We start from the raw sequence: 23,223 nt of genomic DNA, 5'->3' as shown, positions 1-23,223 counted from the left end.
CGAGGGGGTGGAGATGGTGATGCCCGGGGACAATGTCTCGATTTCGGTTGAGTTGATCACGCCCATAGCCATGGAGAAGGAGCTGCGTTTTGCCATCCGTGAGGGCGGTCGAACAGTAGGAGCCGGCGTCATCAGCGATGTACTGGAATAGGTGACCAGCGAGGAGAGGGATGGTGACGGGCCAGAAGATAAGGGTGTCTCTTAAGTCGTACGACTATAAGTTGCTCGACAGGTCGGTGGCTGAGATCGTGGATACGGTGAGGAGAACAGGAGCTACGGTGGCCGGACCGGTGCCTCTCCCTACGAAAATCAGCAAGTTCTGTGTGCTGCGGTCACCCCATGTGGACAAGAAATCCCGGGAGCAGTTCGAGATTCGCACACACAAAAGACTCATCGATATCCTCGAGCCGACCCAGCAGACCGTAGATGCTCTGATGAAGCTCGATCTGGCCGCGGGTATCGACGTGGAGATAAAGCTCTGATTGCAAACAGAGGTGTTCCGGCGGCCGAAACCGAGCAGTAACGGCGTGGGAGCGGGCCTCTCGACGGCCTCGAAGATGATGAGAGGGTGATGAAAGGAATTATTGGCAAGAAACTCGGTATGACTCAGATATTCCTGGCGGACGGCAACGTTGCTCCGGTGACCGTAGTGGAAGCCGGTCCCTGCCCCGTGATCCAGAAGAAGACCCTGGAAAAGGACGGGTACCAGGCCCTGCAACTCGCGTTTCTACCGAAGAAGCAGACCCGTGTAAACAAGCCCCTCCAGGGACATTTTGCCAAGGCCGGCAGGGGGGGGTATTACATTCTCAAGGAGATCAGGACAAACGACGTGGATCGGTTTGAGGTCGGCCAGGAAGTGACGGTCGATATCTTCAAGCCCGGAGAGATCGTCGATGTCATAGGGACGAGCAAGGGCAGAGGGTTTACAGGGGTCATGAAGCGACACGGGTTTCATGGCGCTCCGGGCGGTCATGGAACGCATGAGTACTTCCGTCATGGAGGTTCCATAGGTGCTGCGGCGTTTCCGAGTCATACGTTCAAAGGGATGAAGATGGCCGGCCACCACGGAAACAGACGTGTAACGGTGCAGAATCTGGAGATTCTCGACGTTCGGAGGGAGACGAACATTCTTCTCATCAAGGGCGCCGTCCCTGGTTGGAGGAACGGTATCGTAGTCGTTCAGGCGGCCAAGAAGAAGGCCCCAGCGCAGAAAGGCCCCGAGTAAGGGAGCAAGGCTTCCGGCAAACAGGGAACCTCCTTTTCGGATACGAAGACATGACTGCAATCAGCGTGTACAGCAAAGCAAAAGAGAAGGTCTCGGAAATCGACCTTGAACCCCGGATCTTCGATACGGAAGTCAAGGAACATCTCATCCATGACGTGGTCAGGATGCAACTGGCCCGGCGGAGGAGCGGATCGGCTTCTACAAAGACGCGGTCTATGGTTCGTGGGGGTGGGGCAAAGCCGTGGCGCCAGAAGGGAACCGGCCGGGCGAGGGCCGGCACCATTCGCTCCCCACTCTGGCGGGGGGGCGGGGTCGTCTTTGGTCCCTCTCCGAGAAAATACGATCTGGCTCTTCCCAAGAAGGTCCGTAGGGGGGCGCTCAGATCGGCCCTCAGCCTGCGGAACAAGGAGGGAAGGCTCTGGGTTCTCAAGGACCTGGAGTTCGGCGAGATCAAGACCAGGAATTTCGTCGAGTTCATGCAGGCATTCGGGTTCGACAGTGCCCTGGTTGTCCTGGACAGGGCCGATGCCAACGTGGAGAAATCCGCCAGGAACGTGCCTGGTGTCAAGGTTTTGAGGGTTGAAGGATTGAATGTGTACGACATACTCTCCCATGAAAACCTCGTTTTCGTGGAGGAGGCTGTGCAACGAGTCCAAGAGGTCCTGTGAAATGGAAGACCTTTACAGCGTGATAAAGAGGCCACTTATTACCGAGAAGAGCAGCAAGCAGAAGGAATTGCAGAACCAGTACTTTTTTGAGGTTGATCGAAGGGCCAATAGGATAGAGATCAAGCGGGCCGTGGAGCAGCTTTTCAAGGTTACGGTGGATCGGGTGAACGTCTCTACCGTGAAAGGCAAGGTGAAGAGACTGGGCAGGACCATGGGAAAACGTCCTGACTGGAAGAAGGCCGTGGTTCTCTTGAAGAAGGGAGACCGGATAGATTTCTTCGAAGGGGCGTGAACTGCCCGAGTGGAAGCCTTTGCGGTTCCACGGCTGTGTTTCTGAGAACCTGAAGGGGATTTCCGAATAGAGGGTTGTCTGCCAAGACGGGCAACCCGCCTCAGAGGATCGAGATTATGGGGATCAAGACTTACCGGCCTACGTCTCCGGCACGGCGGGCCATGACAGGGGAGACTTTTGAGGAGGTCACCCGTGAAACGCCCGAGAAGAGCCTGACGAGGCCGCTCGTCAAGACGGGCGGCAGAAACTGCTACGGCCGCATAACCACGCGGCACCGGGGTGGGGGACACAAGAGGAAGTACCGGGTGATCGACTTCAAGCGAGACAAACAGGGGATTCCTGCAAAGGTCGCATCGATCGAATACGACCCCAACCGATCGGCCCGGATAGCCCTGCTCCATTATGCCGATGGAGAGAAACGGTATATCCTGGCTCCGGCCAGACTCGGAGTGGGCGATGAGGTCATGTCGGGCGAATCGGTAGACATCAAGCCGGGCAATGCCTTGCCCCTGCGGAATATCCCCGTGGGTTCGATGATCCACAATGTTGAGCTGAAGATAGGGGCGGGAGGGCAGATCATCCGGAGTGCTGGAACCTATGGCCAGCTCATGGCCAAGGAGGGAAAGTACGCCCAGATCAAACTCCCTTCAGGGGAGGTGAGGATGGTCCTTCTCGATTGCATGGCGACCATCGGCCAGGTGAGTAACCTGGAGCACGAGAACGTCGATCTCGGCAAGGCGGGCAGGAGTTGCTGGTTGGGGAGAAGGCCCCGGGTTCGCGGTGTGGCCATGAATCCCGTGGATCATCCCATGGGAGGCGGGGAAGGAAAGAGTTCGGGCGGGCGGCACCCGTGTACCCCCTGGGGAAGGCCGACCAAGGGTTACAAGACTCGCAAGAACAAGGCAACAGACCGTTACATAGTCAAGGCCAGAGGATAACAGAGGAATAGGGATGGCGCGATCAATAAAGAAGGGGCCCTTTGTCGATGAACATCTCCTGAAAAAGGTCCGTCAGGCCATGGAGGCCAAAGGGGGGAAGGTGATCAAGACCTGGTCCCGGAGGTCCACGATCATTCCGGAGATGGTGGGGCTCACCTTCGCGGTCCATAACGGCAAGAAGTTCATACCCGTTTTTGTCACCGAAGAGATGGTGGGATACAAGCTCGGTGAATTCGCTCCCACCCGGACCTTTTACAGCCATTCCGGTGACAGGAAGACACGAGTGAAAGGAAAGAGATAAGGTGGAGGTTCAGGCCAAGGCGAGGTTTATCAGGATCTCTCCCAGAAAGGCCCGGCTCGGTGCCGATATTGTCCGGGGCAAGAACGTTCAGAAGGCCTTGACGGATCTGGCCTTTTCCCCGAGGGCCGGCAGCAGGATCATCAGCAAGCTGCTCAAGTCGGCTCTGGCCAATGCGGACCAGATGGGGAGCATCGACCTGGACGGTCTCTTTGTCAAGCGGATCTTTGTTGATGGGGGGCCCACTTTGAAACGGTTTCGTCCCCGGGCCATGGGGAGAGCCACTCGGATTCGCAAGCGGACGAGTCACATCACGGTTGTTCTGGACGAGAAGTAGAGAGTCCGGGCCTTTTCGACGGGAAGGGCCGGCCTCCATCAGGACAGGGACGATTCAAACAGGGCAGGTAATTGTCGGGGTTTTCAAGGAGGAATTGCTTTGGGACAAAAGGTTCACCCTGTTGGCTTTCGGTTGGGTGTTAACAAGTCTTGGGATTCCAGGTGGTATGCGGAGAAGGACTTCCCGGAACTCTTGAGTGAGGATATCCGGATTCGGAACTTCTTGAAGAAGAGGCTCTTCCATGCCGGGGTTTCGAAGATCGAGATCGAACGGGCGGCAAACAAGGCCAGGAAGGCCAAGGTCAATATCTACACGGCCAGGCCGGGGATTATTATCGGCAAGAAGGGTGCGGAGGTGGAGAATCTGAGAAAGATCCTCCAAAAGATGACCGGCAAGGAGATCTTCATCAATATTCAAGAGGTAAAGAAGGCCGAAATGGACGCCCAGTTGGTCGCGGAAAACGTGGCTCTCCAACTCGAGAGGAGGGTGGCTTTCAGGAGGGCCATGAAGAAGTCGGTCATGTCTTCTCTGAAAATGGGCGCCCGGGGCATCAAGATCGCGTGTGCAGGAAGGCTTGGAGGAGCCGAAATGGCTCGACGAGAGTGGTACAGGGAGGGGCGGGTTCCCCTGCATACCCTGCGGGCCGACATCGATTACGGTTTCGCCGAAGCACAGACTACCTATGGGAAGATCGGGATAAAGGTCTGGATTTACAAGGGAGAGATTTTTCAGTACAGAGAAGAAAAAGCGTCTGCTTGAAAACCCCGCCGGAGGGGTGATGATCAGGGGGTAGGCCATGCTGGCACCCAAAAAGGTGAAGTACCGGAAGCAGCAGAAGGGGAGAATGAAGGGGGCTCGGACCGCGGGAGCCGCTCTGAATTTTGGGGACTTCGGCCTCCAGGCGCTCGAACCTGGATGGCTCACTGCCAGGCAGATCGAGGCCGCGCGAATCGCCATGACCCGGTTTGTCAAGAGAAGCGGGAGGATCTGGATCAGGGTCTTCCCTGACAAACCCACTACCAAGAAACCCGCCGAGACGCGCATGGGCAAGGGTAAGGGTCCCCCTGAGCAGTGGGTGGCCGTGGTCCGGCCGGGAAGAATCCTCTACGAGATGGAGGGAGTCGACGAAGAGACGGCAAGAGAGGCTCTCCGGCTTGCTTCCCACAAGCTTCCAATTGAGACAAAGTTCATCTCGAGGGGGGTTTTTGCATGAAGGCCAGTGATCTCCGTGACCTCAGCCTCGATGAATTGAAAGGAAAGGAAAAGGATCTCAAGGAGGAACTCTTCAATCTGAGGTTTCAACATGCCACGGGGCAGCTAGAGAATACCATGAGGATCCCCCAGGTAAAGAAAGACCTGGCCCGTGTCAAGACTATCCTCAGGGAAAGGGCAGGAGAAAGCGCACCCGAGGGTGAGACCTCAAACCGGAAGTAAGGGGAAGGGAGTAAATGAGGACGCGGGGCATCAGGAAGACCCTTGTCGGTACGGTGGTAAGCAACAAGATGGACAAGACCGTGGTGGTCGCGGTGGATCGCCTGGTAAAGGACCCGAAATACAAGAAGTATGTCAGGAAGAGATCGAAGCACAAGGCCCACGACGAGGGAAACCAGTGCGGTGTGGGGGATCAGGTCCTCCTGATCGAGACGAGACCCCTCAGCAAGGAGAAGCGCTGGCGGGTGAAACAGATCCTGGAAAAGGCGGTCTAGGGGCCTCGACTGCAAGGGAAGGGTAAGAAGGAACGTCACCATGATTCAGATGCAGACCGTTTTGGATGTGGCAGACAACTCTGGAGCAAAGAAGGTGGGTTGCATCAAGATTCTCGGAGGAACCCGGAGGAAATACGCCAGGGTGGGTGACGTTATCGTGGTTTCAGTCAAGGACGCCGTCCCCAACTCGAAGATAAAAAAGGGCGAGGTCGTGCGGGCCGTGGTCGTCAGGACCAGAAAGGAGATCGGCAGGCCTGACGGCTCTTACATCAGATTCGACGACAATTCGGCTGTGCTGATCAATCCCCAGGGAGAGCCGGTGGGTACGAGGATCTTCGGGCCTGTGGCTCGGGAACTGAGGGCAAAGAGGTTTATGAAGATCGTTTCCCTGGCTCCTGAGGTGGTGTGAGGAGGTTGAATACGCCGTCTTTCCGGGCAGGTGGAAGGCCGGAGCCGGATGGAGGTCTCCGGATTTTCCTCAAGTCGCCTGGAGGGGCGATCCGGAGAGGCCGCCGAGGGGTGACGGGTGAAAGGGAGCGGGTTATCCGTGAAAGGGCAGAAGCGAAGACTCAAGAAAAACGATTTGGTCATGGTCATTGCTGGAAAGGAGAAGGGAAAGAGCGGGAGAATCCTCCAGATTTTCACCAAGAAAGACCGGGCCATTGTGGAGAAGATCAACTTCATCAAACGACATCAGCGCCCAGCCGGCCAGCAGAGACAGGGGGGAATCATCGAGAAAGAGGGGTCCCTCCATCTCTCGAATCTCATGCTGATATGTGAGAGCTGCAACAAGCCGGTCCGGATCGGTATCAAACAGCTGGAAGACGGCAAGAGGGCGAGGTACTGCAAGAAGTGTGGGGAGATGATAGACAAGTAGGAACCTGATACCATGGCCACATTGAAAGAACGATACAAAGAGGAAGTTGTTCCGGCCCTCCTCAAGCGGTTTGCATACAGGAACGTTATGGAGGTTCCAAGGCTGGAGAAGATAGTTATCAACATGGGGCTGGGCGAGGCTATCCAGAACATAAAGGTCCTGGATGCCTCCATAGCGGAGTTGGCTGCTATAACAGGGCAGCGGCCGGTGGTGACCAAGGCGAGAAAGTCTATCGCCCAGTTCAAGGTGCGGGCGGGGATGCCCATAGGCTGCATGGTGACTCTGAGGAAAGATCGCATGTACTATTTCCTCGATCGTTTGATCAACGTAGCTCTGCCAAGGGTGAGGGACTTCAAAGGGCTGCCGCCTGATTCCTTCGACGGAAGGGGTAACTACACGCTCGGCCTGAGAGAACAGCTCATCTTCCCGGAAGTCGACTACGACAAGGTCGAGAAGGCCAAGGGGATGAATGTCACCATAGTCACCACGGCTGAGACCGATGAGGAGGCCAGAGAGCTGCTGAGAATGATGGGGATGCCTTTCAGAAGCTAGGAGGTCTGCGTTGGCAAGAAAGTCTCTAGTGGTAAAATCCCAGAAGCCGAAGAAATTCCCTGTCCGCCAGTACAACCGGTGTGCCGTGTGCGGGCGGCCACGTGGTTTCTATCGGCGTTTCAACATGTGCCGGATCTGTGTGCGGAAGTATGCACTGGCTGGAGCGATTCCGGGGGTTATGAAATCCAGCTGGTAGGTACAGGCAGAGACGAGGTGTTCCACCAGAGACGGGAGTGGATTGTCAGAGTGGGAGGAGTAGCCAGATGTCAGTGTCGGATCCCATAGCGGACATGTTAACGCGAATCAGAAATGCCAGCAACGCCAGGCATGAGAAAGTCGACGTTCCTGCCTCGAGGATGAAGAACGAGATCGCGAAGGTTCTCAAGGAGGCGGGCTACGTGAAGAACTTCAAGATCATCAGGGGCGAGAAACAGGATATTCTCCGGATCTATCTCAAGTACGATGAGAACAATCGGGGGATCATCAATCTCAAGAGGATCAGTAAGCCGGGCCGCAGGGTCTATGTGGACAGGGATCATATCCCCAGGGTTCTGAACGGGCTCGGCATATCGATCCTGACCACTTCCAGAGGGATTCTGACTGATAGAGAGGCGCGAAGGTCGAATGTCGGGGGTGAGGTGCTCTGCTACGTATGGTAGGCGTGTTTAGGTGAGGGAAATGTCCAGGATTGGAAAGCTGCCGATTCCTATACCAGAAGGGGTGGAGGTGAGCCTCTCAGGGGACGCTGTTCAGGTCAAGGGGCCCAAGGGACAGCTCGAGCGTCGGCTCCCCCGGGGGGCCCAGGTGACCGTGGAAGACAATCAGGTCCGGGTCCAGCGGCCTGACGATTCGAGGCAGGCAAAATCGGTTCAGGGGTTGACGAGAAGCCTTTTGGCCAACATGGTGGTCGGTGTTTCCCAGGGGTTTGAGAAGAAACTCGAGATCGTGGGGGTCGGATACCGGGCCGAACGAAAGGACGATGGGCTGTTTCTGACCCTCGGCTATTCCCATCCTATTCTCTATCCCCTTCCCCCTGGGATCGACGTCGTGGTTGACAAGCAGGTGGCTCTGACGGTAAAGGGAATCGACAAGGAGCTGGTTGGAGCAGTGGCTGCCAAGATCCGTTCCTTCAGGCCTCCTGAACCGTACAAGGGTAAAGGGATCAGGTACAAGGATGAATACATACGGCGCAAAGTCGGCAAGGCCAAGGCATAGAGTTCGATAGGAGCTTGGAGTGGGGACAAAGAGCGCGAAGACAATAAACCGGATGAAGCGAAGGCGGAGGATCAGGAAGAAGATCGAAGGAACCGCCGAGAGGCCGAGGTTGTCCGTTTTCCGGAGCGCACGTCATATCTACGCCCAGCTCGTCGTGGATACTTCGGGGGAGACGGTCACCGGTGCCTCTACTCTTTGCCGGGAGATACGGCAAGAGCAGAAAACGACCGGGAATATCGAGGCGGCGAAAAAGGTGGGAGCCCTGCTGGCAAGGCGAGCCGCCCAGCGAGGTATTCAAACCGTGACCTTTGACAGGGGAGGTTACCGTTACCACGGCCGGGTCAAGGCCCTGGCCGAGGCCGCGCGGGAGGGAGGGCTGGTCTTCTAGCATCTGCATTGGAAGAGTCGGAGGCCGGGATGCTTGGATGACGAGGCTGGTAACAGGGAAAGTCGCCTGCCCTGAGGCGTGTGCAAAAGCCTGGAGCATGGAGGAGGGGTTCATTGGCGGAGATCGAGTTTGAACAGCAGGAGCTGATCGATAAGGTCGTCCATATCAACCGCGTGGCAAAGGTGGTCAAGGGGGGGCGTCGCTTCAGCTTCAGCGCCCTGGTGGTTGTGGGAGACGGCAGCGGGCGGATCGGATGGGGTCTGGGCAAGGCAAACGAGGTGCCCGAGGCGATTCGAAAGGGGATCGAACATGCCAGGAAGAACCTGATCGAGATCCCCCTTAAGGGCAAGACTATTCCCTATGAGGTCATCGGTCGGTTCGGAGCGAGCAGGGTGCTTCTGAAACCCGCATCAGAGGGGACCGGTGTCATCGCTGGTGCTGCGACGCGAGCCGTTGTGGAGACGGCCGGGATAAAGGACATACTCACCAAGTCGCTCGGTTCCAACAACCCCCACAACCTGATAAAGGCAACCTTCGACGGTCTCCTCCAACTCAGATCCCCTGAAGAGATCTCCCGGAAAAGGGGGAAGAAGGTAGCTGAAATCGTCTAAGAGGAGAGATATGCCGAAGGAGATCCGGATCAAGCTGATAAGAAGCGGCATCGGTCGCCCGAAGAAGCATAGACTCATCCTTGCAGGGCTCGGGTTGACCAGGCCGAACAGAGTGGTCACCAGGCAGGACACCAGAGAGATCAGAGGAATGATAAGGAAGGTCAGCCATCTCGTCGAGGTGATCGAATAGAAGGGGTGCCCATGAAGCTCAGTGAATTGAAGCCCGTCCCTGGAGCGAGGAAGAAGAGGAAACGGGTGGGCAGGGGCCCGGGTTCCGGCCACGGGAAGACCTCCTGTCGAGGGCATAAAGGCCAGAACTCCCGTTCGGGCGGGGGTGTTCGCCCGGGCTTTGAGGGCGGGCAGATGCCGCTCCAGAGGAGAACACCCAAGCGGGGGTTTACCAATATCTTCAAGAAACGTTTCGCCATTGTGAATGTGGGGGATCTCAACAGGTTTGACGCGAATAGTCTGGTCGATCCTGCAGCCCTGAAAGAAAAGGGGATCATAAAAAAGGTCCTCGACGGGGTCAAGATTCTCGGTAAAGGAGATATCCAGATCCCTCTTACGGTTCGGGTTCATAGGATCAGTCCGTCTGCTGCTGCAAAGATCGAGAGGGCGGCAGGCAGGGTCGAGGTGATCTCTTGATAGGGGGCTTTCAAAACATCTTCAAGATCCCCGAGCTCAAGCGGCGGATCACCGTCACTTTTCTGCTGCTGGCGGTCTACCGGGTCGGCGTCCACGTTCCGACCCCGGGGATCAATGCCGATGCCCTGGCGAGCTTCTTTGCCCAGGCAAAGGGAACTCTGTTCAGCCTGATCGACATGTTTTCCGGTGGAGCACTGGAGCGGCTGTCGGTCTTCGCTCTGGGCATCATGCCCTATATCAGCGCCTCCATTATTCTCCAACTCCTCACCGTGGTGATCCCCTATCTGGATCGACTCAGCAAGGAGGGGGAATCGGGGCGGAAGAAGATAACCCAGTATACCAGGTACGGGACGATTATTCTCAGCCTCATACAGGGATTCGGGATTGCCGTGGGTTTGGAGAGTATGGGCCAGGGAGGACAGCAGTTCGTCTATGCTCCTGGATGGAGTTTCCGCTTGTTGACGGTCATCACGCTCACCGCCGGAACGGCCTTTATCATGTGGCTGGGAGAACAGATCACCGAACGTGGAATCGGCAACGGCATCTCCTTGATTATCTTTGCCGGGATCGTGGCGAGACTTCCTGGTGCGATTGGAAAGACCTACCAGCAGGTTGCATTGAACCAGATGAGCCTGTTCAAGCTGCTTCTGCTCTGTGTGACCATGGTGCTTGTAGTGGGAGCCATTATCTTTGTGGAGACGGGCCAGAGGAGATTGCCCGTCCAGTATGCAAAGAGGATAGTGGGAAGGCGGGTCTACGGGGGGTCGAGTACCCACCTGCCGCTCAAGATAAACACATCGGGAGTGATACCGCCGATTTTTGCGTCCTCTATTCTCATGTTTCCCCTGACCATAGCCAATTTTTTGCCGGCAGGGGTCAAGGAAACCTATCCGTGGGTGGATAACCTGGTTCAGAGCCTCGGGCCCGGGCGATGGATATACAACCTCCTTTACGTGGGGTTTATCATATTCTTTTGCTATTTCTATACGGCGGTCACTTTCAACCCGGTGGATGTGGCCGACAACATGAAGAAATTCGGCGGCTACATCCCGGGAATCAGACCGGGGAAGAAGACAGCCGAGTACATCGACAGGGTTCTCACCCGGATCACCTTGGGAGGGGCTCTCTACGTTTCTGCAGTCTGCGTCCTCCCCACTTTTCTTATCTACCGCTTGGGGGTTCCTTTCTACTTCGGAGGAACCGCTCTCCTCATTGTGGTGGGCGTTGCCTTGGATACGATCCAGCAGGTAGAGTCCCACATGCTGACGCGGCATTATGAGGGCCTCATGAAGAGGGGTGGAAGGCTCAAGGGACGCCGGCGATAGGCGTCTTGAGGGGATGATGGCAAAGGAAGATGCTATACAGGTGGAGGGAAAGGTTCTGGAGACCCTCCCCAACGCCATGTTCAGGGTTGAGCTCGAGAACGGGCACAGGGTTCTGGCCCATATTTCCGGGAAGATGAGGATGCATTTCATCAAGATTCTTCCCGGCGACAGGGTGACCGTGGAGCTCTCTCCCTATGATCTGAGTAGGGGGAGGATCACATACCGTTCCAAGTGATAGGCCACTGCCCGTGTGGGACGGACTTGAAACCCGAGGAGGCCTGTTTCTCCGATGCCGGGGCCCCGTAGGGGAGTCGCCCGGGGAGAGGCTGTTCCAGCCGCGAGGGCCGACGGGCAAGAGAGGGCACGTGCTGATGAAGGTCAAGAGTTCGATCAGAAAGATCTGCGACAAGTGCAAGATAGTCAAACGTAAAGGGGTGCTCCGGGTTATCTGTGAAAACCCCAAGCACAAACAGAGGCAGGGGTGACGGTTTTCGACAAAAGGGATGCCCCGGCGGGTGTCTCCTCTGCAGGGGGTGTGGCCTGGGTGCCTGTCCTGTACGGTTGGTGATCCCGGGTCGGGCTGTGCTCTCCTATAGGCCGGGGCAGTAAGCAAGGAGGAAACATTGGCAAGAATCGCTGGCGTCGATCTACCGAATGACAAGAGGATAGAAATCGCCCTCACATACATCTACGGCATTGGGAGGAATACGGCTGAAAAGATCCTCAGGGAGGCCAATGTCGATTTCGGCACCCGTGTGAACCAGCTCAGCGAGAGCGAGGTTGTGAGTATCCGGGAGGTGATAGATCGGAAGTACAAGGTCGAGGGAGACCTGCGCCGAGAGGTGACCATGAACATCAAGAGGCTGATGGACATGGGAAACTATCGGGGCCTTCGCCACAGGAAGGGACTCCCTGTAAGGGGGCAGCGGACGCATACGAACGCCAGAACCCGGAAGGGGCCCAGAAGAGCCATCATGGGCAAGAGGAGATAGAGAGGGGTCGACTATGGCGAAACAGCGAGGCAAGGGGACAAAGAAGAAGGTCAAGAAGAATATCCCCAACGGGATTGCCCACATTCAGGCGACCTTTAACAACACGATAGTGGCCATCACCGATACAAGCGGCAACGTGATTTCCTGGTCGAGTGCCGGGGCGAGAGGATTCAAGGGTTCCAGGAAGAGCACCCCCTTTGCGGCCCAATTGGCTGCCGAGGATGCGGCCAGGAAGGCCATGGACCATGGCATGAAGTTCATCGATGTCTATGTCAAGGGCCCGGGAGCGGGTCGAGAGTCCGCCCTCAGGTCCCTACAGGCAGCAGGGCTCAAGGTCAATCTGATAAAAGATGTGACACCGATTCCCCACAACGGCTGCCGACCTCCCAAGAGGAGGCGTGTTTAGAGAGGAGGAAACGCCTTGGCCAGGTATACGGGCTCGGTCTGCCGGCTCTGCCGGAGAGAGGGTATGAAGCTCTTTCTCAAGGGAGATCGATGCTACTCTGACAAGTGTAGTGTGGAGAGAAGGAACTATCCACCAGGACAACACGGCCAGAGAAGGGGGAAATTCTCGCCCTTTGCCGTTCAACTTCGGGAAAAACAGAAGGTGAAGCGGATGTACGGCCTCCAGGAGAAGCAGTTCCGGGGTTATTTTGAGAAGGCTGACCGGCAGAGGGGAGTTACCGGGGAGAACCTGCTGACTCTCTTGGAAAGACGACTCGATAACATGGTGTATCGACTGGGATTCGCCAGTTCCCGGAACGAAGCCCGAATGCTTGTCCGGCAGAACCACTTTCTCGTCAACAAGAAGAAGGTAAACATTCCATCCTATCTCACCAGCCCTGACGACGTCATCGAGGTGAGGGAAAAGAGCCGCAAGGTGGCTCGGATTCAGGAGGCCATGGAATCGGTGGCCCGGCGGGGAATCCCGAGCTGGCTTGAACTCGACAAGAACCACTTCACCGGCAGGATCAAGGCCTTGCCGATGAGAGAGGAACTGACCATGCCGATTCAGGAGCAGCTCATCGTGGAGCTGTATTCCAAATAGAATCGAAAGCTTTTTGCGGGTGGGGAGAAATGATGCAGAGGAATTGGAAGGCACTGATCAAGCCCAAAAAGATGGAGGTCGAAAAGGAGGATTCCACACCTTTTTACGCCAAGTTCATCGCCGAGCCGTTTGAAAGAGGATTCGGAACGACGATAGGGAATTCCCTGCGCCGTATCCTCCTTTCGTCGTTGCAGGGGGCGGCAATCGTCTCTGTGAGGATAGACGGCGTACTCCACGAGTTTTCGACCATTCCCGGGATTAAAGAGGATGTGACCGAGATCATTCTCAACCTGAAAGGCGTGATGATCAAGCTTCACGGGCCCGGCCCAAAGACCGCCCACCTCAAGGCAAAGGGGGAGGGAATCATCACCGCGAGGGATATCACCTGCGATAGCGACGTGGAGATCCTCAACCCCGACCATCGGATCGCCACAGCTTCGGCTGACGCCGACCTGAACATGGAGATGGTCATCAAGGCGGGCAAAGGCTACGTTCCAGCGGAACGCAACAAGGAGGAGGACCAGCCCATAGGTACCATACCGATGGATGCCATCTTCTCCCCTGTGAGGCGGGTCAATTACACCGTGACCAATGCCAGGGTGGGACAGATAACCGATTACGATAAACTGACCCTGGAGGTTTGGACCAACGGGAGCGTCTCTCCTGAAGATGCCGTATCCATTGCGGCAAAGATCCTGCAGGATCAACTGAGCATCTTCATCAATTTCGAGGAGGGCGAAGAGTCAGGCGATTTGGAAGACGAGAAACAGTCTGAGAAACTCAATGAGAATCTCTTCAAGAGCGTGGACGAGCTGGAGTTGTCGGTTCGCTCGGCCAACTGCCTCAAGCATGCCGACATAAGGCTCATCGGTGAACTGGTTCAGAAGACAGAACAAGAGATCCTGGCCACCAAGAACTTCGGCCGGAAGTCGCTCAACGAGATCAAGGAGATCCTCGACGAAATGAACCTGAGTCTGGGTATGAAGCTGGAGAATTTTCCGCCCAGGCCGAGAGAAACCGGGAAAGAGGGGAACCCCTCTGATTCATGAGAAAAAATGAGACATAGAAAAGACGGAAGAAAACTAAGTCGTACTTCGAGTCATCGCCAGATGATGATGAGAAACATGGTTACATCTCTTCTGGATCATGAGAAGATCCAGACGACCCTGGCCAAGGCCAAAGAGGTGAGAAGGCTGGCCGAGCGGGTTATCCGTTTGGCCATCGACGGAGACCTCCACGCCCGGAGGCAGGCCTTGGCGGTTCTTACCGATAAAGGGGTGGTGAAGAAACTCTTTTCGGAGATCGGTCCTCGCTTCCGGGATAGAGGGAGTGGATTCACGCGGATCGTAAAGTTGGGGAAGAGACTCGGAGACGCTGCACCCGTTTCCATGGTTATGCTTACCGAACCTGCGGCTCCGGGAAAGAGGGAAAAGAAAGGGGCCGACAAGGCTCCTGCCAAGAAGGGAAAGGCCCCTTCCACCAAGGCAAAGGGGGAGAAGTCGAAGGAAAAGAGAGCCCAAGGCAAAGGGAAGAACAAAGCAGCAACTCAGGGCGAGTCCTCCGAGGAGAGGGGGCTACCTGAGGAGAAACGCAAAGGAAAGAGAAGAGGCTCAGCCAAGCAAAAGAAGGAGAGTACCGGGTCCCCTGAGTGATGAGGAAGGACCGGGATAGATCCGAATGGCGAGATGGGTGGGATGGATAGCATACGTCTTCTGGGGTCTTGGGTGCTTTCTTTTCTTTTTCTATCTCTTTTTTCCATACAGGGCTCTCGGCGGAAGGATCCTACACACCCTGGAAGAGCAAACCTCACTGGTGACTCGGCCCTCGGAGACCGAGAGGGATCTGTTCGGCATCCGCTGGGCCAGGGTCGAGGTGACGCACCCTCCTAAGGGAACATTCCCTCCTTTTGAGATCAGAGACTGGACTATCCGGTTCCATCCCCTATCGCTATTTGCAGGCAGGCTTTGCTTTACCTCCCAGGGGACCGTCATGGGCGGGACCTTTCGCGTCAAGCTGCTCGTTGAGAGAAGGGGACTTCAAGGACATCTGGAGTTGAAGGGGATAAGGGTGGACGGACTGTCTCTTCCCAGAACAGGGGGCGCGTCTTTGAGCTGTACCACCGGCGGCACGGTTTCCTGGCAGAAGAATGCCCTTGGGGTCAGCGGAGACTCCCGGTTCGGACTCGTCAAGACAAGGATCGAGAACCTCACGGTCTTCGGTGGCTCGGTGCCGGCTCTGGATTTGGGAAGCATCCAGGGAAAAGTGAGTCTAAGCGAGGGGAAGCTCGATGTGAAGGAGGTCACCGTCAAGGGGAAGGACCTCAAAGGAAGGCTCACAGGAGAGATCCTGTTGCAGAATCCCCTGCCGAGAAGCAGGCTGGCGTGCCGCCTGGAGATCGGTCTTTCAGAAGGCCTGGCCGACCGTTTTCCGGCGATCCGTGCAATCTATCGGGGCCTGGCCGGCAGGTCCGGGATCCTCGCCCTCAAAATCGGTGGGACCCTCGAGGTTCCTCGCGTCTTGCAGGTCAAATCAGCCCTCCCCGGTTCCCTGTTTGGACGGATTCTCGCCCATGCCTTTGCCGGATGGATTTGTGCCGGCAGGGCGTCTTCTTGTGAGGGCGTTGCTGCTCGAAAGGAGGTAGGCTAGGTTGTCGAGAACGGTGGTGAAGAAGACGCTCTTCACGATGAAACCTTCGGGCACGCGGATCTGAGCCGGCGCAAAGTTGAGGATCCCCCTTATTTCAGCCTCAACCATCTGGTCTGCCACTTTCTGGGCTTCCGAGGCCGGTGTGGTGATAATGCCGATTTGGATACCCCTCTCCCTGGCGATCTCCTTCATCCGGTCAGGGTGGAGAATCTCGATCGGTTTTCCGAGCTTCTCCGACACCCTTCCGATGACCCTGGGCGGATCTATGTCGAAGGCCGCTGCGATTTTATAGTTCTGCTTGAGGAAATCCTTGTACATGAGGAGGGAGGAACCGAGGTTTCCGATTCCCACGATGGCCATCCTCCATTCCTTGTCCAGACCGAGGATCTGTTTGATGTCGTGCATGAGTTCTGTGGCGTAGTATCCCACCCCCCGGATTCCGAACTCGCCGAAGTAGGCAAGATCCTTTCGGACCTGCGCTGCATTCACCCCGCATTGGGCGGCGAGCTGAGCCGAGGAGACGACTTTCTGGCCGTTCTGAATCAGGTGGTCGAGACATCGGGAATAGCGCGACAACCTTCTGATCGTAGCTTCGGGGACTTTCAGAAACTTCAATTTGTGCCTCCCTTCACAAGAGGAGTCCCAAAAAAAAGCCTTCTGATTCGAGGCTCATTCCCCTGCGGCCCTATCTCTGGCGGGATCCAACTCTTCCATCAAACCAGGGCAGAGCCATGACCTTACCTTTTTGGGGAGCCATTATAACCATGTTTTATCCGTTCCTGCAACCCGGAAAACGAGAGGCCCCCCCGCCCTTTCGAGGCGCATCTCTTTAAACTCCTTGATTCTTATGGATATTCCTGGATTATCGAGGGGCTCCGTTCCCACTTCCGGCTCTGAAGTCGGATCTTCCCACTCGGCTGGGCTCGCAAGGGGGTCTGCTCGACCTCAGGGGTTGCTCCGTCTCACTCTGGAACAAAGAGCAAACGTGGGATCTCCTTCGAAAACGAGGGAGAGAATGGATCAGAGCGCCCTTCCGAGTGCCATGAAGGTGGAGACGAGGGCCACACTGTAGGCCCCGATCAGGCCGGTCATGTAAAGGGCGAGGCCTGTCCCGTACGATCTTTCCTCCCTCTTGTCGCGGCGGAGGTTCTTGTAGATCACGAGAAAGGACCAGAAGATGCCCAGGAAGACGATCACGATCTGCAGGGGCCAGATGATGTTGAACCGGGCAAAGAGAAAGACGCCTTCTTGGGTGTGGCGGACGAGCTCGATGGAGAGGCTGTTTACGCCGGGAAGGTAGCGGAGTTGGTTGGCGAAATGGCCGCACAGGGCCAGGGGGATGAAGGCGAATAGGTATCGCAGAAAGGAGGCCGGTTCTCTCCTCCGGCCGGGCCGGGAAATGAGCCGTGCTCCCCAGAGCACGATCAGGGAGACCACCACGACGGCGATCATCAGGACGGTGAAGGGGGCCATCTCCCAGGCCGGAAGTAGAGGGAAAAGGCGTCCCATTGAAGATTGGAATCCGGGTAGGTCCGGGAGGACAACGGCAAAGACTAGCATGGCCAAAAGGATCGAAAAGAAAGCCTGGCCGGAGATGGGCTTCTCAACCGTCCAGAGTTCCTGACCCGGGGGCCTGAGATTTATGTGGACGGCTCGATGGGGGCAGTTCTTGACGCAGTATGTGCACACCCGGCAGCTCTGGTTATCCTCGAGAAAAAGGGCGTGTCTGAACATGGGGCACCCGTCCACTCTGCCACCCTTAAAGCACTCATGAGTGGTGCACTGGTTTAGACAGACATCTGGGTTGGCCCTCACCTCGAGAATGGAGGACATCGCGTAGATTCCGCACATGTTTCCCAGGGCACAGACATAGCGGCACCAGACCTTCCGGTCGAAGAAAAGGCTCATGACTACGGCTCCCCCGGTGATGGCGAGAAGCACGTATCCGGTTGATCTGGGAAAGGAATGGGCATTGGTCACCCGTTCGAGCCACAGGATCACCGCGAAAAGCAGGGCAGGGATCCAGAGTTCCGTCTTCTTGAAGAAACGGGGAAGGGGAAGCCGAAGGCTGACGAAATGCTGGATGGACCCGGATACGGCACCGATAGGGCATATGGCGCACCAGCTCCGTGCTGCGAAAAAGCAGAAGAGAAAGAGGGAAGGCCACCATACGGAAAGGACCAGGAGGTTTCCGAGATTCCCATGGCCGTCCTGCCTTCCAAGAAAGAGAGAGTAAAAGATTCCGGCAAAGAAAGCGACGGTTAGAAATCGCACGGCAAATGGGTAGACCTTACTCTGGAAGTAAGCCCAGACGAATCTGTTTCTGAGAAGGTTGTACCGGGCCGTCTGGGCATGTCGCGGGGGCCCGAGATAGATCTGGTCTGTGTCGATGGTGTCACCGGGAGCGAGGGCGAAGGCACGCTCCACCACGTTCTCCAGCTCGGCCACGTTGCCGGGATAGTCGTAGCTCAGGAGCCTGTTCATGGCCTCGGGAGTCACCGATTTGGGTCGAGCCTTGTTGCGTTTGGCGGTCTTGGTGACGAGATGATCGACCAGGGCCGGGATGTCCTTCTTGTGATCCCTCAAGGGGGGGAGCTCGATGGCGTTCTCTGACAGGATCTCATGGAGTTCCCTGTAGAACCGGCCGCTCCGGACCATCCGGGCCAGGTCTTTCTCCGAGGTTGCAATCACTCTCACATCGACCCTGACGACTTCCTCCCCGCCGAGGCGGCGGAACTCTCCACTGAAGATGAAGTCGGCGAGCATCCGTTGGCTGTCCCTGGGCAGGCGGTCTACGTTCTTAAGCAGGAGGGTACCCTTATGGGCGAGTTCCACGTAGCCGAGCCGTCGAGCCGTGGCTGAGGGGATGGCTCCCCTCTCGTGGCCGAAGAGTTCAGATCCCCATGCTTCCTCATGGATGTTTTCGCAGAGGACGGGAATAAAGGCCTCGTCCCTTCTCGGGCTCTTCTTGTGGATGTTTCTCGCCACGAGTTCCTTGCCCGTGCCGTGCTCCCCCTGGATCAGAACGGGCCGGTTGTTGGATGCGGTCCTGTCGATGAACTCGAAGACCTCCCGCATCTTTCTCGAAGGGCCGACGAGCTCGCTGTACTGAAACTCCTGTTCGTGATGGAGGAACCAGTTGAAGGCTATCTCCTTGCCCCTGGCGGTCTCAACCTGTTCCCTCACGCTCCGGAGCCTTTCGGAGAGCAGGTCGATGAAGTATCGGTTCAATGATGGATTATCCCGTAGAACCTCATCGAAATGCATCTTGAAGAGAACGAGAACCTCCGTCTTCTCCATGGCCCTTGTGGTGACGGCGCTCGGTTCGCCCGTGAGGAGAGACATTTCCCCGAAGTAGTCACCAGGGAGATACTCGCCCAGGGAGGTTTCTGCTCCCTCCTCGTTGATCTCCAAGGCCTGGACCCGACCGGACCTGACCACATAGAGGCACGCCACGGGAATATCTTTCTCGGTAATGGTGAGTCCCTTGGGTATCTCCTCGAGGAGAAATCGGGAGGAGATCTTCTCCCTTGCCTCGTCGGACAGAGAACTGAAGAGAGGAACGGTTTTCAAGAACCGGCTTATCTGATGGGTTTCCTCGTACAAAGGGCCTTCTTCCTTTCCGGGTTTCGGAGGCCGGAGAACCGCCCGATCCGACCCCGAGCAGGATCCTCTAAATTATATCCTACTCCATCACCCCCTCTCCAGGGCAGGCCTGTACGATCGAAAAGGCGGGGGGAGAACACGCAGGCGGCTGCAGGCGAAGAGGGTGCCGGCGCCGAGACGGTTCTCTGATCTCCGAAAGGGATATCCCGCCGCGAGGCGAGAAGACCTCCGGTGCAAAATCGAGGCGGCAAGCCCGGATAGCCGACCCCGCTACTTCAGCGTCTTTAGCTTTTTCCTTGCGATTTCGGCCTGTTCGGTTTTGGGGTACTTCTTGACCAGGTCTTGCAGGATGATCCTGGCATCGATTCGGTCACCCAGCTCGAGAAAGGCGAGCCCCTGCTTGAGGATCGCGTCCGGCAGCTTGTTGCTGTCCGGATGCTTCTTGATTACCTCTTCGTAGGCGAGAATCGCAGCCTCGTACTGGTGTCTCCTATACGCTATTTCTCCGATCCAGAACTGGGCGTTGTCCGACAGAGGAGTGTCGGGGTGGTCTTTCAGAAAAGAGAGAAAGAGTTTTTTCGCCTCGTCGAGATTTCCCTCCTTGAAGGCCTGATATGCCTCCTGATACCTCTTTTCCACATCCGGAGACGCCTTGCCGGGTAGGCCTTCAGAGGGTAAGGGTTGCTTCGCCTGGACAGCCGGAAGGGGTTCGGCCTCTTGGGAAGGGGGAGGAGGCTGTGCCGGGGTTTCTCCGGCCGCCTCGGCGGCAACCGCCAACTGATCGAGCTTCGCCTCCATGGCGCTGATCTTCATCTCGAAGTCCTTCTCGAAGTCATCGAGCCTCTTCGATATCCTCGCCACGAGGTTCTGGTTGTCCTCGATGCCCGCCCTCATGCTGATCAGATCCCTCTTCAGGTTTTCCAGCTCGACCTCGACATCTGCTTGGGCCTTGCGGGCTTGGAACGCTGCTGCCGGCTGGGGCGATACAGGGGTCCTCTGGGCCCTGATCTCCTCTTGAAGGGAATCGATCTGCTTCTGGAGGGTGTTGATATCCCTTCTGATATACTTCGCATCTTGAGAGACACATCCACTCAGCAAGAACAGCAGGGTGGATAGAAACAGTAAGGGAAGAGATAGACTGTGCCGTTCCACCTCACACCTCTCACGTGGGTTCGGAACCGAGGCGATGCCTCCGCCCCGGTTGCCTCACCTGGAAAGAATCACGAAATGGGCCCTCCGGTTCTTTGCCCAGGCCTCCTCGTTGTGTCGCGGGTCGATGGGAAGCTCCTCTCCGTAGCTGATCGTTGCGAGCCGATGGGCCGGAACACCCAGAGAGACGAGGTACTTCTTCGCGCTCAGGGCCCGCCGTTCGCCCAGGGCCAGGTTGTACTCGTTGGTGCCTCTCTCGTCACAATGGCCCTCTATCTGGATTTTTGCCCGGGGGAACTTGAGGATAAACTCGGCGTTCTTGGCCAGTATCCCCCTCGCTTCGGGTGAGAGGTCGTAACGGTCGAAGGCGAAGTGGATATCGTGGAGCATGGAACTCTCGAGGACCTCGCCTTCAATGCCTGGATAGGTCTTGGTTTCGAGGCTGGCCTCGATCTGCTCCTGTTCCCTCGCGGCCTCGGTCTCTCCGGGGGGTTTCTCTTCCTTTACGACCTCTTCGCCTTGTCCTGCCCCCTCCGGTCCTGGCTCTATGATAGCCCCCTTTCGGCAACCTGTAAATAGAAAGGCGGTAAGGCCTATCAAGACAAGAGAAACTGCGATTCGCTTCGGCATTCTCTTTCCTCCTTCCGGGTTCGTCCCCTTTGCCTACTCCATCCTGGGAGACCAGCTGGGCTGTGTCTCTCCTCCTTGGTTCCGGGTGAGTTGCCGCTGGTTGGTGCCGTTGGCGTTCATGACAAAGAGGTGGGGATTTCCCAACCTGGTTGAACTGAAGGCGATATAACGCCCATCAGGTGACCACACCGGGTCTTCGTTGCTTCCTGCCCCCGAGGTGAGCATGAGGTTCTGCGAGCCGTCCGGCCTTATGGTGAGGATGTCGAATCCACCGTCGAGTCTGCCGCAGTAGGCAATGCGGTCTCCCCGGGGAGACCAGTCAGGAGAGGCATTGTAGGTGCCGTTGTAGGTGAGTCGAACCGTCTTCTTTGAGGCGAGGTCCATCACGTAGATCTGAGGGCTCCCTGTCCGATCGGAGACAAAGGCGAGTTTCTTGCCGTCGGGGGACCACGTGGGAGAAGCCTCATTATAGCTCGTATAGGTCACCCGGACAAGATTAGATCCGTCCCGGTTGACCAGGAAGATGTCTGAGCTTTGTCCCTTTCTCATCATGAGGGCAAGCCTGCTGCCGTCGGGAGACCAGGCGGGTGCTGCATTCAACCCCGCAGCGCCGAGAAACAGACGTTGCCTTCTTTCGGCCACGTCGATAAGGTAGAGGTCCGGGTTTCTCCGCTTGAAGCAGGTGAAGGCGATGATTCTTCCGCCCGGCGACCATGCCGGGGAAAGATTGATCGACCCGTTGGCGGTTATCTGAGTCGGGTTCCGGCCGTCGAAATCGATGGTGTGGATCTCCTTGTTTCCCGTAGGCCTGGAAACATAGGCGATTTTTGTCTCCAGGACCCCCCTTTCACCGGTAACCTGGGCGATTATGTCGTTCCCCATTCGATGGACTATCTTTCGAACTCCCCCAGCGTATCCCCGGTAACGGCCGGTGGTCAGGGTTCTTTCGATAAGGTCGAGAAAGGAGAAGTGGACGTTTATCCGGTCGCCCTCCCGGAGGACCGTACCCCAAACGAGGGCTTCCGCTCCGGTGGCGAGCCAGTCGCGGTAGTCTTGCTCGGAGAACCGCTGCTTGGCCCGAAGTTGTGGGAAGTCATCAGGCTCGATTATTTCAAACAGCCCGGATATTGTCAAATCGTTAAGAAGAACGGCGTGAATCGATCGTGCCATGTTACTGGAAAGGGGTGACAGATCCTCGAACTCCGTGATGGCTATTGGAAAAGGACGGAAAGTCGGGCTTCCGATGTCGATGTAAACCTTGCCTAGTGCCGTGTTGGGAAGGCCCAACATGGAGGCCAGGACAAGGATCAAAAGACCTCTTCTCATTTACACTCCTACGAACTCAGGCCGATGGTGACCTCCAGTCTGCTCTCCTTCAACTCTTTGGGGAAGGGGGGCAGGGGAGTAGACCGTTTTACGGCCCGCACCGCATATTCGTCAAACAGGGCGTTGCCCGAGGGTTTTTCGATGACGATCTTGGAGATCCTCCCATCCCTGAGGATTTGAAGGCCGATGTCCGTCGTCAGAATCCCGACATCTTCCATCTGGTTCTTGAGGAGGCTCCAGTTGGCCTGGATGTGGCTGGCAATCGTATCGAAGTAAGCGTTTCTCTTGGCCTCGATGATTCTCGAAGCCTTCGGTTTCTCCTCCTGGATCCTCTCACGGGAAGCCATCTTCTTCTTTATCGCATCGATTGCCCTCTGAACGCTCACCCTGGGTGCCTTCCTCGGGGGCTGCTTCTCTGTCACCCGGGGTTTCTTGGGCCTCTTCGCCTGAGAAGCCGTCTTCTTTTTGGGCTTAGAGGGTTTACGGGGGAGGGGTTTCTTCTTGTCAACCTCCACGGCAGGCCTTTTCGGCTCGGGTTCTTTCTGGACCAGCAAAGAGACTTGGTATACAGGCGTATAGTGTTCCTTCGCTGACAAGAGAGAGAAAACCATCAGGGAGACGATAGCCACAAGGTGGATCAGAAGCGAAATGCCCAGTGCCTTATGAATGATCTTCATGTGACCCGGCTTTCAACGGGCGCCCTTCGGCTGCCGCTCCGTCTGAAAAGAGATCTTCCCCCATGCAATCAA

At 56.6% G+C, this 23,223-nt stretch carries 37 protein-coding genes; 31 read left to right on the top strand and 6 right to left on the bottom strand.

Annotated features, from left to right (window positions below; all coding sequences use genetic code 11):
• The 31 genes from tuf to gspN all read left to right on the top strand — a co-directional run.
• The coding region (gene tuf, locus JRJ26_10305; GenBank protein ID MBW2057873.1) for an elongation factor Tu at positions 1–151 on the top strand (151 nt) is incomplete at its 5' end.
• 22 nt (positions 152–173) lie between these two features.
• On the top strand, positions 174–482 hold the full coding sequence (gene rpsJ, locus JRJ26_10300; GenBank protein MBW2057872.1) for a 30S ribosomal protein S10: 309 nt from the start codon (positions 174–176) through the stop codon (positions 480–482).
• A gap of 89 nt (positions 483–571) precedes the next feature.
• Entirely contained in the window at positions 572–1,225 is a 654-nt protein-coding gene (gene rplC, locus JRJ26_10295; GenBank protein ID MBW2057871.1) for a 50S ribosomal protein L3, read from the top strand.
• Between the two features lie 50 nt (positions 1,226–1,275).
• Entirely contained in the window at positions 1,276–1,893 is a 618-nt protein-coding gene (gene rplD / locus JRJ26_10290; protein ID MBW2057870.1) for a 50S ribosomal protein L4, read from the top strand.
• 1 nt (position 1,894) lies between these two features.
• Positions 1,895–2,185, top strand: coding sequence for a 50S ribosomal protein L23 (locus tag JRJ26_10285; protein MBW2057869.1), 291 nt, complete (start codon positions 1,895–1,897; stop codon positions 2,183–2,185).
• Positions 2,186–2,301: 116 nt separating this feature from the next.
• The gene (rplB, locus tag JRJ26_10280; protein MBW2057868.1) at positions 2,302–3,123 is read left to right on the top strand and encodes a 50S ribosomal protein L2; all 822 of its coding nucleotides are present in this window, start codon (positions 2,302–2,304) and stop codon (positions 3,121–3,123) included.
• Positions 3,124–3,136: 13 nt separating this feature from the next.
• Positions 3,137–3,424, top strand: a complete 288-nt coding sequence (gene rpsS, locus JRJ26_10275) for a 30S ribosomal protein S19 (protein ID MBW2057867.1) — start codon at positions 3,137–3,139, stop codon at positions 3,422–3,424.
• A 1-nt stretch (position 3,425) separates the two neighbouring features.
• A complete protein-coding gene (gene rplV, locus JRJ26_10270) occupies positions 3,426–3,758 on the top strand; it encodes a 50S ribosomal protein L22 (GenBank protein MBW2057866.1) in 333 nt (110 codons plus the stop codon).
• A gap of 99 nt (positions 3,759–3,857) precedes the next feature.
• Positions 3,858–4,517: a 30S ribosomal protein S3 gene (rpsC, locus tag JRJ26_10265; protein MBW2057865.1), complete on the top strand. Its 660-nt coding sequence runs from the start codon at positions 3,858–3,860 to the stop codon at positions 4,515–4,517.
• Positions 4,518–4,554: 37 nt separating this feature from the next.
• Entirely contained in the window at positions 4,555–4,971 is a 417-nt protein-coding gene (gene rplP / locus JRJ26_10260) for a 50S ribosomal protein L16 (GenBank protein ID MBW2057864.1), read from the top strand.
• On the top strand, positions 4,968–5,192 hold the full coding sequence (gene rpmC / locus JRJ26_10255; protein MBW2057863.1) for a 50S ribosomal protein L29: 225 nt from the start codon (positions 4,968–4,970) through the stop codon (positions 5,190–5,192). The genes rplP and rpmC overlap by 4 nt, the downstream gene beginning before the upstream one ends.
• A gap of 14 nt (positions 5,193–5,206) precedes the next feature.
• Entirely contained in the window at positions 5,207–5,464 is a 258-nt protein-coding gene (rpsQ, locus tag JRJ26_10250) for a 30S ribosomal protein S17 (protein ID MBW2057862.1), read from the top strand.
• A gap of 40 nt (positions 5,465–5,504) precedes the next feature.
• Positions 5,505–5,873 (top strand): 50S ribosomal protein L14, encoded by a 369-nt coding sequence (gene rplN / locus JRJ26_10245; GenBank protein MBW2057861.1) that lies wholly within the window; start codon positions 5,505–5,507, stop codon positions 5,871–5,873.
• Positions 5,874–6,011: 138 nt separating this feature from the next.
• The gene (locus JRJ26_10240; GenBank protein ID MBW2057860.1) at positions 6,012–6,341 is read left to right on the top strand and encodes a 50S ribosomal protein L24; all 330 of its coding nucleotides are present in this window, start codon (positions 6,012–6,014) and stop codon (positions 6,339–6,341) included.
• A gap of 12 nt (positions 6,342–6,353) precedes the next feature.
• Positions 6,354–6,893 (top strand): 50S ribosomal protein L5, encoded by a 540-nt coding sequence (gene rplE, locus JRJ26_10235; GenBank protein ID MBW2057859.1) that lies wholly within the window; start codon positions 6,354–6,356, stop codon positions 6,891–6,893.
• A gap of 10 nt (positions 6,894–6,903) precedes the next feature.
• Entirely contained in the window at positions 6,904–7,089 is a 186-nt protein-coding gene (locus JRJ26_10230) for a type Z 30S ribosomal protein S14 (GenBank protein ID MBW2057858.1), read from the top strand.
• Positions 7,090–7,156: 67 nt separating this feature from the next.
• Entirely contained in the window at positions 7,157–7,552 is a 396-nt protein-coding gene (gene rpsH, locus JRJ26_10225; protein MBW2057857.1) for a 30S ribosomal protein S8, read from the top strand.
• 19 nt (positions 7,553–7,571) lie between these two features.
• Positions 7,572–8,108, top strand: a complete 537-nt coding sequence (gene rplF / locus JRJ26_10220) for a 50S ribosomal protein L6 (GenBank protein ID MBW2057856.1) — start codon at positions 7,572–7,574, stop codon at positions 8,106–8,108.
• A gap of 19 nt (positions 8,109–8,127) precedes the next feature.
• Entirely contained in the window at positions 8,128–8,496 is a 369-nt protein-coding gene (locus tag JRJ26_10215; GenBank protein ID MBW2057855.1) for a 50S ribosomal protein L18, read from the top strand.
• A 113-nt stretch (positions 8,497–8,609) separates the two neighbouring features.
• Positions 8,610–9,107 (top strand): 30S ribosomal protein S5, encoded by a 498-nt coding sequence (gene rpsE, locus JRJ26_10210; GenBank protein ID MBW2057854.1) that lies wholly within the window; start codon positions 8,610–8,612, stop codon positions 9,105–9,107.
• Between the two features lie 10 nt (positions 9,108–9,117).
• Entirely contained in the window at positions 9,118–9,297 is a 180-nt protein-coding gene (rpmD, locus tag JRJ26_10205; protein MBW2057853.1) for a 50S ribosomal protein L30, read from the top strand.
• An 11-nt stretch (positions 9,298–9,308) separates the two neighbouring features.
• Positions 9,309–9,752 (top strand): 50S ribosomal protein L15, encoded by a 444-nt coding sequence (gene rplO / locus JRJ26_10200; GenBank protein ID MBW2057852.1) that lies wholly within the window; start codon positions 9,309–9,311, stop codon positions 9,750–9,752.
• The gene (secY, locus tag JRJ26_10195; protein MBW2057851.1) at positions 9,749–11,077 is read left to right on the top strand and encodes a preprotein translocase subunit SecY; all 1,329 of its coding nucleotides are present in this window, start codon (positions 9,749–9,751) and stop codon (positions 11,075–11,077) included. Before rplO ends, secY begins: the two co-directional genes overlap by 4 nt.
• 16 nt (positions 11,078–11,093) lie before the next feature.
• Positions 11,094–11,312, top strand: a complete 219-nt coding sequence (gene infA, locus JRJ26_10190; protein ID MBW2057850.1) for a translation initiation factor IF-1 — start codon at positions 11,094–11,096, stop codon at positions 11,310–11,312.
• A gap of 136 nt (positions 11,313–11,448) precedes the next feature.
• Positions 11,449–11,562, top strand: a complete 114-nt coding sequence (gene rpmJ, locus JRJ26_10185; protein ID MBW2057849.1) for a 50S ribosomal protein L36 — start codon at positions 11,449–11,451, stop codon at positions 11,560–11,562.
• Positions 11,563–11,700: 138 nt separating this feature from the next.
• The gene (gene rpsM / locus JRJ26_10180; GenBank protein MBW2057848.1) at positions 11,701–12,069 is read left to right on the top strand and encodes a 30S ribosomal protein S13; all 369 of its coding nucleotides are present in this window, start codon (positions 11,701–11,703) and stop codon (positions 12,067–12,069) included.
• 13 nt (positions 12,070–12,082) lie between these two features.
• Complete coding sequence (rpsK, locus tag JRJ26_10175; GenBank protein ID MBW2057847.1) at positions 12,083–12,475, top strand: 30S ribosomal protein S11; 393 nt, start codon at positions 12,083–12,085, stop codon at positions 12,473–12,475.
• 15 nt (positions 12,476–12,490) lie between these two features.
• Positions 12,491–13,117 (top strand): 30S ribosomal protein S4, encoded by a 627-nt coding sequence (gene rpsD / locus JRJ26_10170; GenBank protein ID MBW2057846.1) that lies wholly within the window; start codon positions 12,491–12,493, stop codon positions 13,115–13,117.
• Positions 13,118–13,149: 32 nt separating this feature from the next.
• Positions 13,150–14,166, top strand: a complete 1,017-nt coding sequence (locus JRJ26_10165; protein ID MBW2057845.1) for a DNA-directed RNA polymerase subunit alpha — start codon at positions 13,150–13,152, stop codon at positions 14,164–14,166.
• A gap of 6 nt (positions 14,167–14,172) precedes the next feature.
• On the top strand, positions 14,173–14,769 hold the full coding sequence (rplQ, locus tag JRJ26_10160) for a 50S ribosomal protein L17 (GenBank protein ID MBW2057844.1): 597 nt from the start codon (positions 14,173–14,175) through the stop codon (positions 14,767–14,769).
• Positions 14,770–14,794: 25 nt separating this feature from the next.
• Positions 14,795–15,763, top strand: coding sequence for a type II secretion system protein GspN (gene gspN, locus JRJ26_10155; GenBank protein MBW2057843.1), 969 nt, complete (start codon positions 14,795–14,797; stop codon positions 15,761–15,763).
• Here the strand turns inward: gspN and JRJ26_10150 are convergent.
• The 6 genes from JRJ26_10150 to JRJ26_10125 all read right to left on the bottom strand — a co-directional run bounded on the left by JRJ26_10150 (position 15,647) and on the right by JRJ26_10125 (position 23,151).
• Positions 15,647–16,378, bottom strand: coding sequence for a redox-sensing transcriptional repressor Rex (locus tag JRJ26_10150; protein MBW2057842.1), 732 nt, complete (start codon positions 16,376–16,378; stop codon positions 15,647–15,649). The genes gspN and JRJ26_10150 overlap by 117 nt on opposite strands.
• 405 nt (positions 16,379–16,783) lie before the next feature.
• Positions 16,784–19,369: a sigma 54-interacting transcriptional regulator gene (locus JRJ26_10145; GenBank protein MBW2057841.1), complete on the bottom strand. Its 2,586-nt coding sequence runs from the start codon at positions 19,367–19,369 to the stop codon at positions 16,784–16,786.
• Between the two features lie 270 nt (positions 19,370–19,639).
• Complete coding sequence (gene ybgF / locus JRJ26_10140) at positions 19,640–20,521, bottom strand: tol-pal system protein YbgF (protein MBW2057840.1); 882 nt, start codon at positions 20,519–20,521, stop codon at positions 19,640–19,642.
• 54 nt (positions 20,522–20,575) lie between these two features.
• Positions 20,576–21,148, bottom strand: coding sequence for a peptidoglycan-associated lipoprotein Pal (pal, locus tag JRJ26_10135; protein ID MBW2057839.1), 573 nt, complete (start codon positions 21,146–21,148; stop codon positions 20,576–20,578).
• Between the two features lie 33 nt (positions 21,149–21,181).
• The gene (gene tolB / locus JRJ26_10130; GenBank protein MBW2057838.1) at positions 21,182–22,474 is read right to left on the bottom strand and encodes a Tol-Pal system beta propeller repeat protein TolB; all 1,293 of its coding nucleotides are present in this window, start codon (positions 22,472–22,474) and stop codon (positions 21,182–21,184) included.
• 8 nt (positions 22,475–22,482) lie between these two features.
• A complete protein-coding gene (locus JRJ26_10125) occupies positions 22,483–23,151 on the bottom strand; it encodes a TonB family protein (GenBank protein MBW2057837.1) in 669 nt (222 codons plus the stop codon).
• Between the last annotated feature and the right edge of the window lie 72 nt (positions 23,152–23,223).

This window comes from Deltaproteobacteria bacterium (assembly GCA_019308905.1).
GTDB lineage: Bacteria > Desulfobacterota > BSN033 > WVXP01 > WVXP01 > JAFDHF01.
The sequence above is the reverse complement of the archived record's forward strand: the minus strand, read 5'-3'. Positions and strand labels throughout refer to the sequence as shown.